The 15,738-nt window shown below is 71.3% G+C and carries 14 protein-coding genes; 9 read left to right on the top strand and 5 right to left on the bottom strand.

Going from position 1 to position 15,738, the window contains the following annotated elements; translation table 11 throughout:
• Positions 1–40: 40 nt before the first annotated feature.
• The 4 genes from F3T56_RS41800 (at position 41) to F3T56_RS41785 (ending at position 5,507) form a co-directional block, all read left to right on the top strand.
• Positions 41–2,284 carry a glycoside hydrolase family 9 protein gene (locus tag F3T56_RS41800; RefSeq protein ID WP_149830722.1) on the top strand — a complete coding sequence of 748 codons (2,244 nt, stop codon included), beginning with the start codon at positions 41–43 and terminating at the stop codon, positions 2,282–2,284.
• A 136-nt stretch (positions 2,285–2,420) separates the two neighbouring features.
• Complete coding sequence (locus F3T56_RS41795; RefSeq protein ID WP_149830721.1) at positions 2,421–2,666, top strand: hypothetical protein; 246 nt, start codon at positions 2,421–2,423, stop codon at positions 2,664–2,666.
• A gap of 3 nt (positions 2,667–2,669) precedes the next feature.
• Positions 2,670–3,047 carry a toxin Doc gene (locus tag F3T56_RS41790; protein WP_149830720.1) on the top strand — a complete coding sequence of 126 codons (378 nt, stop codon included), beginning with the start codon at positions 2,670–2,672 and terminating at the stop codon, positions 3,045–3,047.
• Positions 3,048–3,617: 570 nt separating this feature from the next.
• A complete protein-coding gene (locus F3T56_RS41785) occupies positions 3,618–5,507 on the top strand; it encodes an RICIN domain-containing protein (RefSeq protein WP_149830719.1) in 1,890 nt (629 codons plus the stop codon).
• Positions 5,508–5,533: 26 nt separating this feature from the next.
• Here F3T56_RS41785 and F3T56_RS41780 read toward each other — a convergent pair whose 3' ends face one another.
• Together F3T56_RS41780 and F3T56_RS41775 are read right to left on the bottom strand one after the other, a co-directional pair.
• Complete coding sequence (locus tag F3T56_RS41780; protein ID WP_149830718.1) at positions 5,534–6,703, bottom strand: alpha-hydroxy-acid oxidizing protein; 1,170 nt, start codon at positions 6,701–6,703, stop codon at positions 5,534–5,536.
• Positions 6,704–6,825: 122 nt separating this feature from the next.
• Positions 6,826–7,521 (bottom strand): alpha/beta fold hydrolase, encoded by a 696-nt coding sequence (locus F3T56_RS41775; protein WP_149830717.1) that lies wholly within the window; start codon positions 7,519–7,521, stop codon positions 6,826–6,828.
• A gap of 332 nt (positions 7,522–7,853) precedes the next feature.
• On the opposite strand from F3T56_RS41775, the gene F3T56_RS41770 reads away from it, so the two are divergent.
• Positions 7,854–8,288 (top strand): protease inhibitor, encoded by a 435-nt coding sequence (locus F3T56_RS41770; protein WP_172639403.1) that lies wholly within the window; start codon positions 7,854–7,856, stop codon positions 8,286–8,288.
• Between the two features lie 190 nt (positions 8,289–8,478).
• Here the strand turns inward: F3T56_RS41770 and F3T56_RS41765 are convergent, their stop codons facing one another.
• The 3 genes from F3T56_RS41765 to F3T56_RS41755 all read right to left on the bottom strand — a co-directional run bounded on the left by F3T56_RS41765 (position 8,479) and on the right by F3T56_RS41755 (position 10,381).
• Complete coding sequence (locus tag F3T56_RS41765) at positions 8,479–8,670, bottom strand: hypothetical protein (RefSeq protein WP_149830715.1); 192 nt, start codon at positions 8,668–8,670, stop codon at positions 8,479–8,481.
• Between the two features lie 64 nt (positions 8,671–8,734).
• Complete coding sequence (locus F3T56_RS41760; RefSeq protein WP_149830714.1) at positions 8,735–9,196, bottom strand: STAS domain-containing protein; 462 nt, start codon at positions 9,194–9,196, stop codon at positions 8,735–8,737.
• Between the two features lie 135 nt (positions 9,197–9,331).
• Positions 9,332–10,381: a Ppx/GppA family phosphatase gene (locus tag F3T56_RS41755; protein ID WP_149830713.1), complete on the bottom strand. Its 1,050-nt coding sequence runs from the start codon at positions 10,379–10,381 to the stop codon at positions 9,332–9,334.
• A gap of 177 nt (positions 10,382–10,558) precedes the next feature.
• Here F3T56_RS41755 and F3T56_RS41750 point away from each other — a divergent pair, with 177 nt between their 5' ends.
• From F3T56_RS41750 to F3T56_RS41735, 4 genes are all read left to right on the top strand, one after another.
• Positions 10,559–11,110: a GNAT family N-acetyltransferase gene (locus tag F3T56_RS41750; protein WP_149830712.1), complete on the top strand. Its 552-nt coding sequence runs from the start codon at positions 10,559–10,561 to the stop codon at positions 11,108–11,110.
• A 58-nt stretch (positions 11,111–11,168) separates the two neighbouring features.
• Positions 11,169–12,662, top strand: a complete 1,494-nt coding sequence (locus tag F3T56_RS41745) for an ABC transporter substrate-binding protein (protein ID WP_149830711.1) — start codon at positions 11,169–11,171, stop codon at positions 12,660–12,662.
• A 299-nt stretch (positions 12,663–12,961) separates the two neighbouring features.
• Positions 12,962–14,428, top strand: coding sequence for an ABC transporter permease subunit (locus tag F3T56_RS41740; protein ID WP_149830732.1), 1,467 nt, complete (start codon positions 12,962–12,964; stop codon positions 14,426–14,428).
• A complete protein-coding gene (locus F3T56_RS41735; RefSeq protein ID WP_149830710.1) occupies positions 14,425–15,675 on the top strand; it encodes an MDR family MFS transporter in 1,251 nt (416 codons plus the stop codon). Before F3T56_RS41740 ends, F3T56_RS41735 begins: the two co-directional genes overlap by 4 nt.
• Positions 15,676–15,738: the final 63 nt, after the last annotated feature.

Raw genomic sequence — 15,738 nt, 5'->3', positions numbered from 1 at the left:
CCTCACTGCGTGCGCCCCCACCTCCCCGAGGAGCCCAGACGTGAAACGACGCAGAACCACCCTGCTCGCTGTTACGGCCCTCCTCGCGGCCGCGCTCACCGCGCTGCCCACCGGCTCGGCCCAGGCCGAGGAGGTCGAACAGGTCAAGAACGGCACCTTCGACAGCACCACCGCGCCCTGGTGGACGACCAGCAATGTCACCGGCGTCCTGACCGACGGCCGTCTCTGCGCAGACATCCCCGGCGGCACGGCCAACCGCTGGGACGCCGCGATCGGCCAGAACGACATCACCCTCGTCAAGGGCGAGTCGTACCGCTTCAGCTTCAGCGCGTCCGGTGTGCCCCAGGGCAACATCCTCCGGGCGATCGTCGGCCTGTCGGTGGCGCCGTACGACACCTACTTCGAGGTCAGCCCGCAGCTCAACGTCTCGGGTGACTCGTACTCCTACACCTTCACCTCGCCTGTCGACACCGCGCAGGGGCAGGTCGGCTTCCAACTCGGCGGCAACGCCGCCCCGTTCACCTTCTGCATGGACGATGTGTCGCTGCTGGGAGGGGTGCCGCCGGAGGTCTACGAGCCCGACACCGGGCCCCGGGTGCGCGTCAACCAGGTCGCCTATCTGCCCGCCGGGCCGAAGAACGCCACCCTGGTCACCGAGGCCACTGGGAAACTGCCCTGGCAGCTGAAGAACGGCTCCGGTGCCGTTGTTGCGCACGGTCAGACGACGCCGCGCGGCGTCGACGCCTCCTCCGGGCAGAACGTCCACTCGATCGACTTCGGTTCGTACCGCACGCGGGGCACCGGCCTCACGCTGGTCGCCGACGGGCAGACCAGCCGCCCGTTCGACATCGACCCGGGCGCCTACGAACGGCTCCGCCTCGACTCGCTGAAGTACTACTACACGCAGCGCAGCGGCACCCCGATCAGCGACGCACTGCGTTCCGGCTACGGCCGCGCCGCAGGCCACGTCGATGTCGCACCCAACCGGGGTGACGGGAACGTGCCCTGCCAGCCCGGCGTCTGCGACTACACCCTCGACGTCACCGGCGGCTGGTACGACGCCGGTGACCACGGCAAGTACGTCGTCAACGGCGGTATCTCCACATGGGAGGTGCTGAGCACCTACGAGCGCGCCCTGCACGCCCGTACCGGGGAGTTCGAGAAGCTCGGCGACGGTTCGCTGAACATCCCCGAGAGCGGCAACAAGGTGCCCGACCTGCTGGACGAGGTCCGCTGGGAGCTGGAGTTCCTGCTGAGGATGCAGGTTCCGGACGGACAGCCGCTCGCGGGCATGGCCCACCACAAGATCCACGACGAGCAGTGGACCGGCCTGCCCCTGATGCCCGCCGACGACCCGCAGAAGCGCGAACTGCACCCGCCGAGCACCGCGGCCACCCTCAACCTGGCCGCCACCGCGGCCCAGGCGGCCCGCCTGTACCGGCCGTACGACCGCGCCTTCGCCGCGAAGACCCTCGACGCGGCGCGGACGGCCTGGGCGGCGGCCCTCGAACACCCCGCGAGGTACGCCTCCGAGAGCGACGGCATCGGCGGCGGCACCTACTCCGACACGAATGTCACCGACGAGTTCTACTGGGCGGCCGCCCAGCTGTATCTCACGACGGGCGCGAAGGAGTTCGCCGACTTCGTCCTCGCCTCCCCGGTGCACACCGCCGACATCTTCGGCCCCCTCGGCTTCGACTGGTCCAGGACGGCCGCCGCGGGCCGACTCGACCTCGCGACCGTGCCCAACAAGCTGCCCGGGCGCGACAAGGTCCGCCAGTCCGTGATCAAGGGCGCCGACCGCTACCTGGCCACCCTGAAGGCACACCCGTACGGCATGCCGTACGCGCCCGACCGCAACCTCTACGACTGGGGCTCCAACCACCAGATCCTCAACAACGCGGTCGTCATCGCCACGGCGTACGACATCACCGGGGCGTCCAAGTACCGCGAGGGCGCGCTGCAGAGCATGGACTACCTCTTCGGCCGCAACGCCCTGAACATCTCCTACGTCACCGGCTACGGCGAGGTCGACGCCCGCAACCAGCACAGCCGCTGGTACGCCCGCCAACTCGACCCCGACCTGCCGAACCCGCCCGCCGGCACCCTCGCCGGAGGCCCGAACTCCAGCATCCAGGACCCCTACGCACAGAGCAAACTCCAGGGCTGCGTCGGCCAGTTCTGCTACATCGACGACATCCAGTCCTGGTCGACGAACGAGCACACGATCAACTGGAACGCGGCGCTGGCCCGGATGGCGGCGTTCGTGGCGGACCGGATCTGAGCGCCTGAACACCTGAGCGCTTTTCCCGTGCGGCCGACGCCTTCGGGGGCGTCGGCCGCACCTTTTCGGTACCGCTTTGCGTGGCCTTTGAGCTGCGAATATTTACGGGTAAGTACCCGCGCGGTACCGTTGGGGCATGCCAGCTCTGAATGTGGAGTTCAGCGACCGCGAGCTAGAGGACCTGCGGCAGATAGCCAAGGAGCGCGGTACGTCGATGAAGGCGCTCGTGCGCGAGGCGGCCGCGGCCGACATAGTGCGGCACCGGGCGCTGAAGGAGGGCGCCGAGGCCTTCCGGCAGTTCTTCACCGCGCACGCCGACGAGTTCGCCGCCGCCTTCCCGGACGACGAGCCCGCCGCCAAGGTGGAAGGACGGGCCGTCTGACCGATGGCTCCCGTCATCCATATCGACGTGCCCTGGCTGCTCCAGCGACACGAAGAGGTCCTGCCCGAGCAGCCCACGATCAACGACTTCTCCGCCCTGGTCGCCGCCGTGGCCCGGCACCGTGTCGACCCGCCCCGCCTCGGCGTCGACTCCGACCCGGCCTGGCGGGCCGCCGCGCTGCTGCACACCCTGGCGCTGCTCAAGCCCCTGCCGGCGGCCAACGCGCGCTTCGCGTGTGCGACGGCCGTCGCGTACATGTTCGTCAGCGGCGCCGGGATCGATCCGCCGTACGGTGCCCTGGTCGACCTCGCGCGCGACCTGATCTCCGGGAAGACGGATGTCTACGGGGCGGCGGACCGACTGCGGTCCTGGCAGATCTGAGGGGCCCGCGCGTCCGGGGCCGCCGCCCGTGTGAGAGGTACCCGCCCCCGGGGCCGCCGACCGAGGGCGGGAGGAACAAGGTCGGCGGCCCGTTTCGCGCGGGAGAGCCGCCGTTCCGCGCGGGGCCTTTTGAGCGGCCGTTTTCAGTGAACAACGAACGCCTGTGCGCCGGGAGCGTGCGCGGGCCACCGGGGTGTGCGCACGGTTCACACGGGGTGCTTGAAATCTTGAATTCCTGAAGATCCGGAAGGCGTCGTCCGGCGAATCGGAGGGTCGGATTCCGGTCACCTGACCTGCTAATGATGATGCGGATGTTACCCAAGTGCCTTGTTAGCCATGAGTAACTTGTGCAAGGGTGAACGTCCTGCGCAAGGGGCAATGGCCCGGCTCGAAAGGTCAGTTGGCTTTCGGGTCGCCGAAGGGCCCAAAAGGCTCAAGGTCGATGGTCATCGTGCGGCTCAGTCCCCGCCGCTTTCCCGGCGCCCGTCAAAAAGGTACGCACCAATCCAGGGCCCTTTTCGGCGGTCAAACTCCGTGTGCCATCTTGTGCCTTGGAAGGAAACCCGCTCTGTGCACACCCCCCATCCTCCCCGCCCGACCTACGCTCCCGCTCCCGGACCGATTCCCGGGGAGTCGGACGAGACTCTCGCCGCCCGGCTGAGAGGCTGGCCGGAAGGCGGAAGCGGCGACCCCGTCGCCCTGTTGATGGCACGGCACTGGCAGCCGGCGTACGACTACGCGGTCATCTGCCTCGCCTCCGCGTCGGGCGTCGCCTCGATGGTCACCGCCACCGCGTTCCACCGGGTGATGGACGGGCTGATGCGGGGCGAATCGGGTGTCGCCCTGCGGCCCCGGCTGCTCGTGGCCGCACGGGACACCGTCAAGGACTGGTCCGCGGAGGACCGTATATCCGGTGTGCTGCCCGACTTGAAGAAACCCGCCGGGGGTCGCGGTATGCGGGCGGCGAAGTCCATGACGCCGGAAAATCGCAAGCTCATCGAGCGTTCTTTCCAGGCGCTCCCGGCCGTCGCCCAGTGCCTGCTCTGGCACACCGAGGTCGACGCCGAAGCGATAACCATACCCACTGGTCTGCTGGGTCTGGACGCCGACAGCGCGGCGGCCACCCTGGAACAGGCGCGCGAAAAATTCCGTGAGGGCTGCGTCCGCGCCCATCGCGAACTCGCACCCTCCAAGGATTGCCGCTTCTACAACCGGCTCCTCGACGTGCCGATTCGCCGGGGCGGTGCCCTGCTGCCCGATGTCCAGCAGCATCTGCTGGAGTGCCGTTACTGCCGTTACGCCGCCGAGCAACTCAGCCATTTCGAGGGCGGACTGGGCGGCGTCATCGCCGAGGCCGTGCTCGGCTGGGGCGCCCGGCGCTATCTCGACTCCCGGCCCGGCCGCATGCCGTACAAGGGCAGCTCAAGACGTCCGGGAGGCGGTGGCCGCCACCGTCTGCTCTCCCAGATTCCCGCCCAGCGCCGCCGGATCATGTCCGGAGCACGCAACCCCAGGGCGCTGCTCACGGTCGGCGTCAGCTCCGGCGCCCTGCTCGCCGCCGTCCTCGGTGCCGCCCTGCTCTCGGACGACGGCAGCGGTGCCGACCCCGCCGCCTCCACCAGCGCGAGCGGCGGTGTCTCCAGCGCGCCCGACACCGGCGGCGACAACACCTCCACCGCCTCGCCGACACCACCCGCCATGGCCGGACGGCCCACGGCGCCCCAGCAGACCCGGCTGCGCAACCAGGCCGCGGACCTGTGCCTCGACATCCAGGGCGGCGAGGCCGAGAAGGGCGCCTCGACCGAACTGGCGGTGTGCTCCTCCGACTGGACCCAGAAGTGGTCGTACGAGGAGGACGGCCTGTTGCGCAGTGTCGCCAACCCCGAACTGTGCCTGGACTCCCAGGTCGACGCCGGTGTCGTCGTCCTCGGCACCTGCGCCGACGAGGACTCCAAGCGCGGTGACGACGTGCGCTACGACTTCACCGTCCGGGGCGAGTTGCTGCCCCGGTGGAGCGAGGGGCTCGCCGTCGCGCCCACCGAGACGGACACCGAGGCCGATGTCGTGGTGAAGGGCCAGGACAACTCCGACGCACAGCGCTGGCTCACCGACGGCGTGGCCGCCAGCCCCGAGTCGCTGTCCGTCTCCGGCTCCGGGGCCCCCGGCACCGAGACGGAGCGGGTTACTGAGGAGCCGGGCGCGGGCGAGGCCCCGCCCGCGCCGACGGCGAGAGAAACGGGCGACTCGGATGACTCGGGCGGACCAGATGATTCGGACGGCTCGGACGGCTCTGAGTCGGACGTCTCGTCGGAGGCGGAGCAGGACGGCTCGATCATGTCGATCGGCGACGCTGCCGACAGTGGCGCGGAGTCCGAGTCCGGTTCAGCATCCGGGGCGGACTCCCTCGTGCCGCTGGTGACGCTCCAACTCGCCGACGTTCTTTCGGAGATCGACCTGTAGGACGGTGGGTGAGGCCGGGCGGGGCCTCACGCCGCTCCGCCGTCGAGGCTGTCGGGACCGATCGTGCCGGGGCCGCGGTGCCCGGACAGGGCGAGGGTGAGGTCCAACTCGGCCAGCAGGCAACGGATCACGTGCTCCACGCCCGCCTGGCCGTCGAGGGCGAGGCCGTACACGTAGGGGCGGCCGAGAAGTACGGCCCGGGCGCCGAGTGCGAGGGCCTTGAAGACGTCGTCGCCGGTCCGGACGCCGCTGTCGAAGAGGACGGTCAGCCGTTCGCCGACCGCCTCGGCGACGCGCGGCAGCGCATCGGCGGCGGCCACACAGCCGGCCACCTGACGGCCGCCGTGGTTGGACACCACCACCCCGTCCATCCCGGCGTCGGCGGCGAGACGGGCGTCGTCGGGGTGCAGCACACCCTTGAGGACGATCGGCCCGTCCCACTGCTCACGCAGGAACGCCAGGTCGGGCCATGTCTTCCCGGGGTCCCCGAACATGCCCGCGAAGTGCATGACGGCCGCGTCGGGATCCTCGTGGACCGGCTTGGCGAGGCCCGCCTGGAACGCCGGGTCGGAGAAGTAGTTGGCGGTGCCCACACCGTGCAGGAACGGCAGATACGCCCGCTCCAGGTCGCGGGGCCGCCAGCCGAGCATCGGCGTGTCGAGGGTGACGACGAGCACCGTGTACCCGGCGGTCCTGGCCCGGTTCAGGAAGCTCCGGGTGACCTCGCGGTCCTTGGCCCAGTACAGCTGGAACCAGCGTTCCGCGTCGCCCATCACCTCCGCGACCTGCTCCATGGGCGTGCTGGACGCCGAGGACAGGATGTACGGCACGCCCTGCGCGGCGGCGGCACGGGCGGCCGCGGGCTCCGCGTCCGGGTGCACGATCGACAGGACGCCGACCGGAGCGAGGGCCAGCGGCGCGGGCAGGGCGCGGCCCAACACCTCGACGGACAGGTCGCGTTCGGTGACGTCCCGCAGCAGCCGGGGCACGATCCGGTGGCGCTCCAGGGCGGCCCGGTTGGCGCGGGCGGTGCCGCCATCGCCCGCGCCGCCCGCCACATAACCGACCGGACCGGCACCGAGCCGGTGCTCGGCCAGCTCCTCCAGCCGGGTCAGGTAGGTGGGCAGCCGGGGCACGGCCCCGGCCGTTCCGCCCAGGTAGATCTCGTACTGGAAGTCCGCCCAGTGCTTGGCCATCCGTCCGTACCACCCCTCGCCGTCGAGAAACGCGTCGCGTCGGGAATGCTCGCGTCGCCGACGATCCTGGCGAGTGCGGACGGTCCCGTCCAGCGTGCCGCACTCGCCGGAGGCGCCGAGGCTCAGCTTTCGGCGATCGATTCGTGCAGGATCCCGGCCAGTTCGCGCGGTTGCGAGAACATCGGCCAGTGCCCCGTGTCCATGGAGACCAGCCGCCAACGGCCGCTCTTCACGGCTTCGACCACGACGGGCATGACCTCGTCGCCGTCCAGCAGACACTGGACGTACGTGGCCGGAAGCTCGCCCATGGGGCGTGCGAGGACGGCGGGTTCGGTGAGCGTGGCACCCGGGTGGGCCGTCGATCCGGCGACGATGCGGGCGATCTGTTCGTCGGTGAGACCGTGGCCCGCGTAGTGGGGTGCGTCGACGATCGGCCAGAACCCGCCGTTCTCGGCGATGGACCGCACCACGTGGTCGCTCGGCCAGCCGGACAGGAAGTTCTCCCCGTCGACCGGGACGCTCGAATCGACGAACACCATGCGTCTGAGCCGATCGCCCATCCGCTCGGCGGCCTGGCCCACGGGGATGCCCGAGTAACTGTGCCCGACCAGGACGACGTCCCGTAGATCACGGCGCTCCACCTCCTCGACGATGTCCTGGACGTGTGTCTGCTGCCCGGCCGGGACGCCCTGCTTCTCGGCGAGCCCGGACAGCGTGAGCGGATGTACGTCGTGACCGAACTCCCGCAGCTCGGCGGCCACCTCGTCCCACGCCCACGCACCCAGCCGGGCCCCTGCCACCAATACGAAGTGAGTCATGCCCGCACCGTATCCCCGGGCACTGACAGGCCGGCCGGGCGAAGCTGAAGCGGAATGTTTCAGGCCGATTGCTCAGCCATGGGGATTCGGCCATCCGTGGTCGTCAGGCGATCAAGAACCGCGCAGATTCGGGCCTCGTGTGTTCGGGTTCCGTGACTTCACGCCACTGATTCAATACTCAAAGTTACTGAAACCTGTGGGTCGGATGTGTGTTCCCGCGTCGTACCCGGCAGACTCGCGCTCGCCGATCCGGCACCGAACGGACACGCTTCGTCCACAAGACCACTGTGGCGGGGCGTCCGGTACTCCAGCAGAGCGGAAGGATGCACACAATGCCGAATACCGCGCGATGGGCAGCGACTCTCACCCTGACGGCCACCGCCGTCTGCGGCCCCTTCGCGGGCTCCGCGCTCGCCGCCCCCGAGCCCGGCGAGGCCGGGCTCTACGCCCCCTCAGCCCTGGTCCTGACCACGGGCCACGGCGAGCGGGCCGCTGCCGTCACCCCCGAGCGCGCGGTCACCCTGACCTGTGCGCCGAAGCCGTCCGGCACGCACCCGGCCGCCGCCGACGCCTGCGCCGAACTCCGGGTGAACGGCGGTGACTTCGACGCCCTGACCGGCAGAGTCGGGGCGATGTGCAGCAAGCAGTACGACCCGGTGGTCGTCACCGTCGAGGGCGTCTGGCAGGGCAAGCGCGTCGCGTACGAGCGCACCTTCGCCAACGAGTGTGTGAAGGACTCCGCCGCGACGGTCCTCTTCGCCTTCTGAGCCTTCTGAGCCTTCTGACGAAGGGTTTCGAGACCGGGGTCGCGCGGACCCGCGAGTGATGAGCGAGGGCCCGTGACTGGGGAGTGCGAGCCCTGTCGCGGTGTGCCACGTGATCCCCGTCCGGGGGCCGGCCAGGCAGAGTGGGGCTGCGGCCGGCCCCCGGCATCATGCGGAGGTGAGGGTCAGACGGTCACTCGGACGTGACGGTCCAGCGCCCGACCTGCTGGTGGCCGGAGTCGTACAGCGGCTGCCCGTCCCCCGGTTTGATCTCGCAGTGCCGGAGGTTGCCGCCCCAATACCGCAGGATGCGTTCCAATTCCTGGACTGTGGTGCCCTCGTCCCAGTCCGGGCTGTCCAGGTCGACTTCGAGAAGGAACTTCACTTCGCGCGTCTCCACTTCTGTAGGGCTCGGATTCCGCAAGCCCTTCAATCGTTTCATTGAACTGCTAGTTGAGACTTGGCGGTTGCGGGGGAGGAGGCGTGGGCGGAAACCCATGAAGTCCAGGAAGCCCAGGAAGTCCCGGGAGCGGCGGGAAACGGCCCAACAGTCGTGCGGCACGCAGCAGTCGGTGGATGCGGGGCTGGTCGGAGACGAGCCGCAGCCGACCGCCGCGCTGCCGGGCGAGGGCCTCGGCGCGGCACAGCACGCGCAGGCCCGAGCAGTCGAAGAAGGCCACCCGGCGCAGATCGACGAGCACGTCCGGCCGGTCATGCCCGGTGGTGGCGGCCGTCAGATGCTCGGCCACGAAGCCCGCCGACGCCATGTCGATCTCGCCAGACACCTCGACCACGGTGAAGGGGCCGACCAGGCGGCTGCGGGCGTACGGGTTCGCCGCCGCGAGCCCGGCTCCGGCGGAAGCCGCACCCTCGTGCGGACCCGCGGCACGGTCATGGGCTTCCGGAAACATGGCGGCTCCACCTGGTGAGGGGCAGGGCGCGTTCGGACTCGGTAGCTACCCCGACACTGTCGGGGCCATCCCGGTGTCACCGCTCGCAAGATCTACAGCACTCGAAAAGGTGAATTCCCGTCATTGTCATTGACTTCAGCGGGCCGGTGTGGCGATGCGGAGCGGTACCGTGCCCGCCGAACTCGCCGACGTGGCCGTGGCCGCCGGGACCGGGGACGGGATCGCGGCCGGGCCGTCGTCCCGGGTGATCTCCGCCCACCAGGACGGGCCGTCCTCGATGTGCCGTAACAGCACACCCTCGCGGATCGCCCAGGGGCAGATGGTCACCGTCTTGAGGCCGGTCAGCTTCATGGTGGTGTGGCCGACCAGTGCTCCGGCCAGACTCTGCGCCGCACGGGGCGCGGAGATACCCGGGAGCGCGGAACGCTCGGCAGCCGGGGTCGTGGCGAGCCGCTCGGCCGCGTGGCGCAGGTCCGACCGGCGCAACTCCCGTTCCACGAACGGGCCGTGGCGGCCCGGCGCGGATCCGCACAACCTGGCCAGCTGCTGGAACGTGCGCGACGTGGCCACGGCGGTGCGCGGCCCCTCCCAGCGGATGCGCGCGGCCACGTCCCGGAGTTGATGGCGGACCTTGCGCCGCAGCGCCTTGACGCTCTCCGGCGGCGGAGGGCCCTCGCCGTGGAAGAACTCGTGGGTGAGCCGGCCCGCGCCCAGCGGCAGCGACGCCACGAAGTCCGGCAACCGCCCCCGGCCGAAGGCCACTTCCAGCGAACCGCCCCCGATGTCGAGCAGCGCGAGCGGCCCCGACCGCCAGCCCATCCACCGCCGCGCCCCGAGGAAGGTGAGCTCCGCCTCCACCTCACCGGGCAGCGTGCACAGGCGGACGCCGGTGTCGGCGCGCACGGTGCGCAGCACCTCCCGGCAGTTCGGCGCGGAGCGCACCACGGCCGTCGCGAACGCCAGCGGCGTCGAAGCCCCCCATCGCTCGGCCGTGCCCGCCGCCGCCGTGACGGCCTCGGACAGTCTCCGTACGGCCTCGCCCGGAACATCCCCGCCGGGCGGCACCTGCTCGGACAATCGCAACCGCCACTTGGCGGTGTGCACCGGCAGCGGTACGCCGCCCTCCGCGTCCGCCACCACGAGTCGTACCGTGTTCGATCCCACATCCAGCACGCTCATTCGCATGAACCGGGAGTACCCGGAACCCGCTTGACCACGCGTGTTCCGAACGGCGGCCGGTGGCACACAGGCGTGTACCGGCCGTCGGGGCGCGCCCGTTCACCACCCGGGACCGGGTGGTGAACGGGTGACGAATCGAACCCCCGATCATGGCGATCAGCACTTATTGCATATGATGTGCAGGTGCAGGACTACAGCATCAGGGTGGCAGGACCCGACGACCTCGACAGTGCCCGTGCGGTGATGCTCGACACCGTCTACCGGGACTTCGGCACAGGTTACGTGCCGCGTTGGCACGGGGACATCATCGACCTCCGCCACGCGTACGTCACTCCCGTCCGGCATGCGCTCCTGGTGGCGGTCGACGAGCGGGACGAGGTCGTGGCCACCGGTGCGCTGGACTCCCGCGGCCCCGCCCATCCGCCCAACCCCCGCTGGCTCGCCGAGCGTTACCCGTCCGTTGAGACCGCCCAGTTGCGGCGCGTCTATGTACGCTCCGAGCACCGGCGGCGCGGGCTCGCCCGGCGGATGGTCGCCGCGCTGCTGGGCTTCGTGGCGGCCGACGGCGGTTACCGCTCCGTCTATCTGCACACGGACCCGGCGGTGCCCGGCGCGGAGGACTTCTGGCGCTCGCAGGGAGTGGCGGTGTGCGACGAACGCGAGGAGAGCGGGCAGCGGGTCGTGCACTTCGAGATACCCGTGCCCGTGACCTCTTCGCCCGCGGTTGTCATGTAGTCGCCCGACGCCCCGCTCCATTCCCCACCCCACCTCCCCCCACAGAGAACCAAGGACCATGCGCTCTCCCCGCCGCCGTCGCGTTGTCGCCGGCCTGCTCCTCGCCCCCACGCTGACCGGCTGCTTCGCCTCGGGCGGTGACAGCTCCGGCGGCGACTTTGCCGACGGCTCCCGGCTGCGCGTCGCCCTCGCCTTCCCGCCCGCCGAGAACTTCTCCCCGTACGGCGCCGACGCCACCCTCCTCAGCCGGCTCGGCGTCACCGAGGGGCTCACCAAGCTCGACGCCAACGGCGCAGCGGCTCCCGCGCTCGCCGAGTCCTGGACCCGTGAAAACGATCGGAACTGGCTTTTCACCTTGCGCGAGGCCACCTTCCAGGACGGCACCGACGTCACCCCGGACGCGGTCGCCGCCGCCCTCACCCACGCCACCGAGGCCGAGCCCGTCACCGCCGCGCTCTCCGGCATCACGCTCACCGCGAACAAGAGCGGCGACAACCAGGTGCGCGTCACCACCGAGGACCCGGACCCCGCGCTGCCGCTCCGGCTCTCCAGCCCCGGCCTCGCGATCCTGTCCGAGAAGGCCTACGGCAAGGACCGCCCCACTCCGGTCGGCACCGCCACCGGACCGTTCGAGCTCACCAAGGTCAACGGCACCACCGCGGCCACCCTCGACCGCTTCGACGACTACTGGGGCGGCCGCGCCCAGGCCTCCGGCATCGACGCCCGGTTCATAGCCGACGGCACCGCACGCACCAACGCCCTGCGCACCGACCAGGCCGACGTCGCCGAGGCCGTACCCGTCTCCCAGGCGTCCACCCTCGACAAGGGCACCCGCCACGAGACGGCCACCACCCGCACCACCAGCCTCCTCCTCAACACCAAGAGCGGCGCCTTCAAGGACCCGAGACTCCGGGCCGCCGCCCGCGAGGCCGTCGACACCTCCGTGTTCGCCAAGGACGTGTACGAGGGATACGCCGACCCCGGCGTCGGCATCTTCGGGCCCGCCGTCACCTGGGCCGCGGGCAAACGTGTCGAGCCGACCGGGCGCGCCAAGGCCGCCGACGCCGACGGCACCTCGGTGACCATCGCCACCTACGACAACCGGCCCGAGCTGCCCGAGGTCGCCCAGGTGCTGCAACAGCAGCTCCAGAAGGCCGGGTTCAAGGTGAGGCTGGAAGTGCGGGAGTACTCGCGGCTGGAGAGCGACGCCCTCGCCGGGAAGTTCGACGCCTTCGTCGGCGCCCGCAACTCCCTGCTCGACACCGGCGACCCCGTCTCCGTCCTCGCCAGCGACTTCACCTGCGACGGCAGCTACAACCTCGCGCTGCTGTGCGACAAGGAGGTCGACCAGGCCGTCGCCGACGCCGAGAAGGAGTCCGACACCGCCGAGCGGCAGCAGACGGCCATGAACGCCGAGGCGGCCGTCCTCGGCACCGACGCGACCGTCCCCCTCGTCCACCAGCGGATCATCACCGGCGTCGGCACCTCCGTGAAGGGCGTGATCCTCGACCCGTACGAGCGTGCTCTCATCGGAACGGGGACGCGACGCTGAGTCGGCTACTCTGGCGCGCTCTGCTCGCCGCCACCCTCCTGTGCGGCATCGGCCTGCTGCCGTGGCTGTCGCGCACCGACCCGGCGCTCACCGTCCTCAAGGCGCGCTCGGCCGAACGCGACCCGACGCCCGAGGTACTGGCCGCGATACGCGCCGAACTCGGCCTGGACGCGGGCCCGTTGAAGCTGCTGGGGGAGTGGTTCGGCGGGCTGGCGCGCGGTGACGCGGGCCGTTCGTGGATCTCCGGTGCGGAGGTCACCCCCGCCGTCGTCCAGGCCGTCGGAGTCTCCCTGCTGCTGATGGCGGCCGCGCTCGTCGTCGCCGCGCTGACGGCCACGGCGGTGTGCGCCCGCACCCTGTGGCTGGGCGCGCGCCGCCGCCTCGACGAGCGCCGCGGCGGCGGCAGCGCGGCGGCGATGCTGGCCGCGCTGCCGGAGTTCCTTACCGCCTCCGTACTCGCCGTCGTGGTCGGCGTGCACCTCGGCTGGCTGCCCGCGCTCGGCTGGTACGGGCCGCGGTGGACGGTGCTGCCCGCCCTCGCCCTCGGCCTGCCCGCCGGCGCGCTGCTCGGCCGGATGCTCGACGACCTGCTGCCCGGCGCCTTCGCCGAACCCTGGGCACTGGCCGCCGCCGCACGCGGCATACCCGGGCGGGCCACAGCCCGCCAGGCCGTGCGCCGTTGCATACCCGGACTGCTCCCGAACATCGGCCTGTTCGTCGTCGGCCTCACCGGCGGCGCCGTCACCGTCGAGCAGATCTTCGACATACCCGGCCTCGGCCGCACCACCCTCCAGGCCGCCGTCGCCCAGGACCTCCCCGTCCTCCAGGCCGGCGCCTTCGCCCTGGTCCTGCTGGCCGCGCTCGCCGGAGCCCTCGCCCGCCTCACCGCCCGCCTCCTCATCGGCCCGGCCCTGCGCGACGGTGCCCTGCACTCCCTGCACCGCCCCAGGCCGCCGGCGCCACGCCGCACCCCTCTGCTCTACGGCACCGTCCTGCTGGCGGTCATCGCGCTCGGCCTGACCCGCGATCCGCTCGCCCTGGACACCGGCTCCCGGCTCCAACCCCCTTCCTGGTCCCACCCGTTGGGCACCGACGCCCTCGGCCGCGACCTCCTCGCCCGCATCGGCCACGGCGCGTTCACCACACTCTCCCTCGCCGTCGCGATCAGCGCGGGCGCCCTGCTCGCGGGCGCCCTGCTCGGGCTGCTGCCACGGCTGTCCGCCCCCCTCGTCGACACCGTCAACGCCGTACCGGCGGTCCTCGCGGGCCTGCTCGTCGCCGGGATCGCGGGCAGCGGAGCGGCGACACCCGCGCTCGCCGTGGCCGCCGTCGCCTGGGTACCGCTCGCCGCGCACACCACGGCCCTGCTCGAACAGGAGCGGGCGACCACGCACATCACGGCCACGAAGGGGCTCGGCGCGGGCGAGCCGTATCTGCTCCGCCGCGAACTCCTCCCCGCCGTACTGCCCCCCGTCGCCCGCCACGCCCTCCTCCGGCTGCCCGGCGTGGCCCTCGCCCTCACCTCCCTCGGCTTCCTCGGCCTCGGCGCCCAGCCGCCCGACCCCGAGTGGGGCCTGCTCCTCGCCGAGAACCAGCCGTACGCCGAACGCGCCCCCTGGTCCGTCCTCGCCCCCGCCGCCGCACTCGCCCTCCTGGGCGCGCTCGCGGTCACGGCGGCGGGCGGGGTGCGGTGGCCGTGCCCGTTCACCAGGGTCGTACGGAAGCCGCAGCCCGCCGTAGCCCCCACCGTCGGAGAGACCGCATGACCCAGCAGACAGAGACCGAGAAGACGCTGGGTGAGCCGGCCCGGCCGTCCCGGCGGCACATCTGGGCGCAGCTCAACCGCCTCCTTCGGTTGCTGATCCTCACCCAGCTCGCCTTCAGCATCGGCTTCTTCGCGGTGTTGCCGTTCCTCGCCGAGCACCTCGGTACGGCGATCGGTATGGCCGGCTGGATGGTCGGCTTCGTGCTGGGGCTGAGGACCTTCAGCCAGCAGGGGCTGTTCGTGGTGGGCGGTGCGCTGGCCGACCGTTATGGCGTACGGCCCGTCGTCCTCGCGGGCTGTGTGCTGCGGATCGCCGGGTTCGCGTGGCTGGGATACGCGCAGGCGGACTGGTCGGTCATCGGGTCCGTCCTGCTGATCGGATTCGCCGCCGCGCTGTTCTCGCCGGCCGTGGAGTCCGAGGTCGCCCGGCAGGCGGTGGTCTGGGAGGAGGCGGGCGGCGGTCCTCGTACGGGCGTCCTCGCGCTGTTCACGGTGGCGGGGCAGGCCGGGGCGTTCGTCGGACCGCTCATCGGTGCGCTGCTGCTGGCCGTGGACTACCGCGTGGTGTGCCTCGCCGGTGCCGGGGTTTTTGTTCTGGTTCTCGCCGGACACTTCTGGCTTCTGCCGCAGCACATCCCCGGCCGGGAGCGGGTCGAGGTGAAGGGTGGGCTGGGCGGGCTGTTGCGCAACCGGCGGTTCCTGGCGCTGTGCTGCGCGTACGGCGCGTATCTGCTGGCCTACAACCAGCTGTACCTCCTCCTTCCCGACGAGGTGGAGCGTGCCACGGGCTCGCAGGCGGCGCTCGCGTGGCTGTTCGGGCTGTCCTCGCTGCTGGTCGTGACCGCGCAGTTGCCGGTGACGCGGTGGGCGGCCGAGCGGCTCGACCTTCGGCGGTCCATGACGGCGGGGCTGCTTCTGATCGCCGCCGGGTTCGGGGTGGTGGCGGTAATGCGGCCGGCCGGGTGGACGGGGAACGCGGGGTTGTTGCCCGCTGCCGGGTTCGTGGTGCTGCTGACGCTGGGACAGATGCTCGTGGCACCGGCCGCGCGGGCGTGGGTGCCGGATCTTGCCGTGGCGGGGCGGCTCGGGTTGTACACCGGGGCGATGTCGTCCGTCTCCGGGCTGATCGTGCTGGTCGGCAGCGCGGGTACCGGTTCGCTCATGGACACCGGGTTGCCTGCGGCCGTGCCGTGGCTGGTGCTGGCTGCGATCCCGGTGGCGTCGATCGCGCTCCTCCCACGCCGCTAGGGCGCGTATCTGGTTTCGATCAATCTGGCGGATCCGGCCCGCGCGGTGTGGCGGATCCGGTAG

Origin of the sequence: Streptomyces tailanensis (genome assembly GCF_008386495.1) — a bacterium.
Lineage (GTDB): Bacteria > Actinomycetota > Actinomycetes > Streptomycetales > Streptomycetaceae > Streptomyces > Streptomyces tailanensis.
The sequence above is the reverse complement of the archived record's forward strand: the minus strand, read 5'-3'. Positions and strand labels throughout refer to the sequence as shown.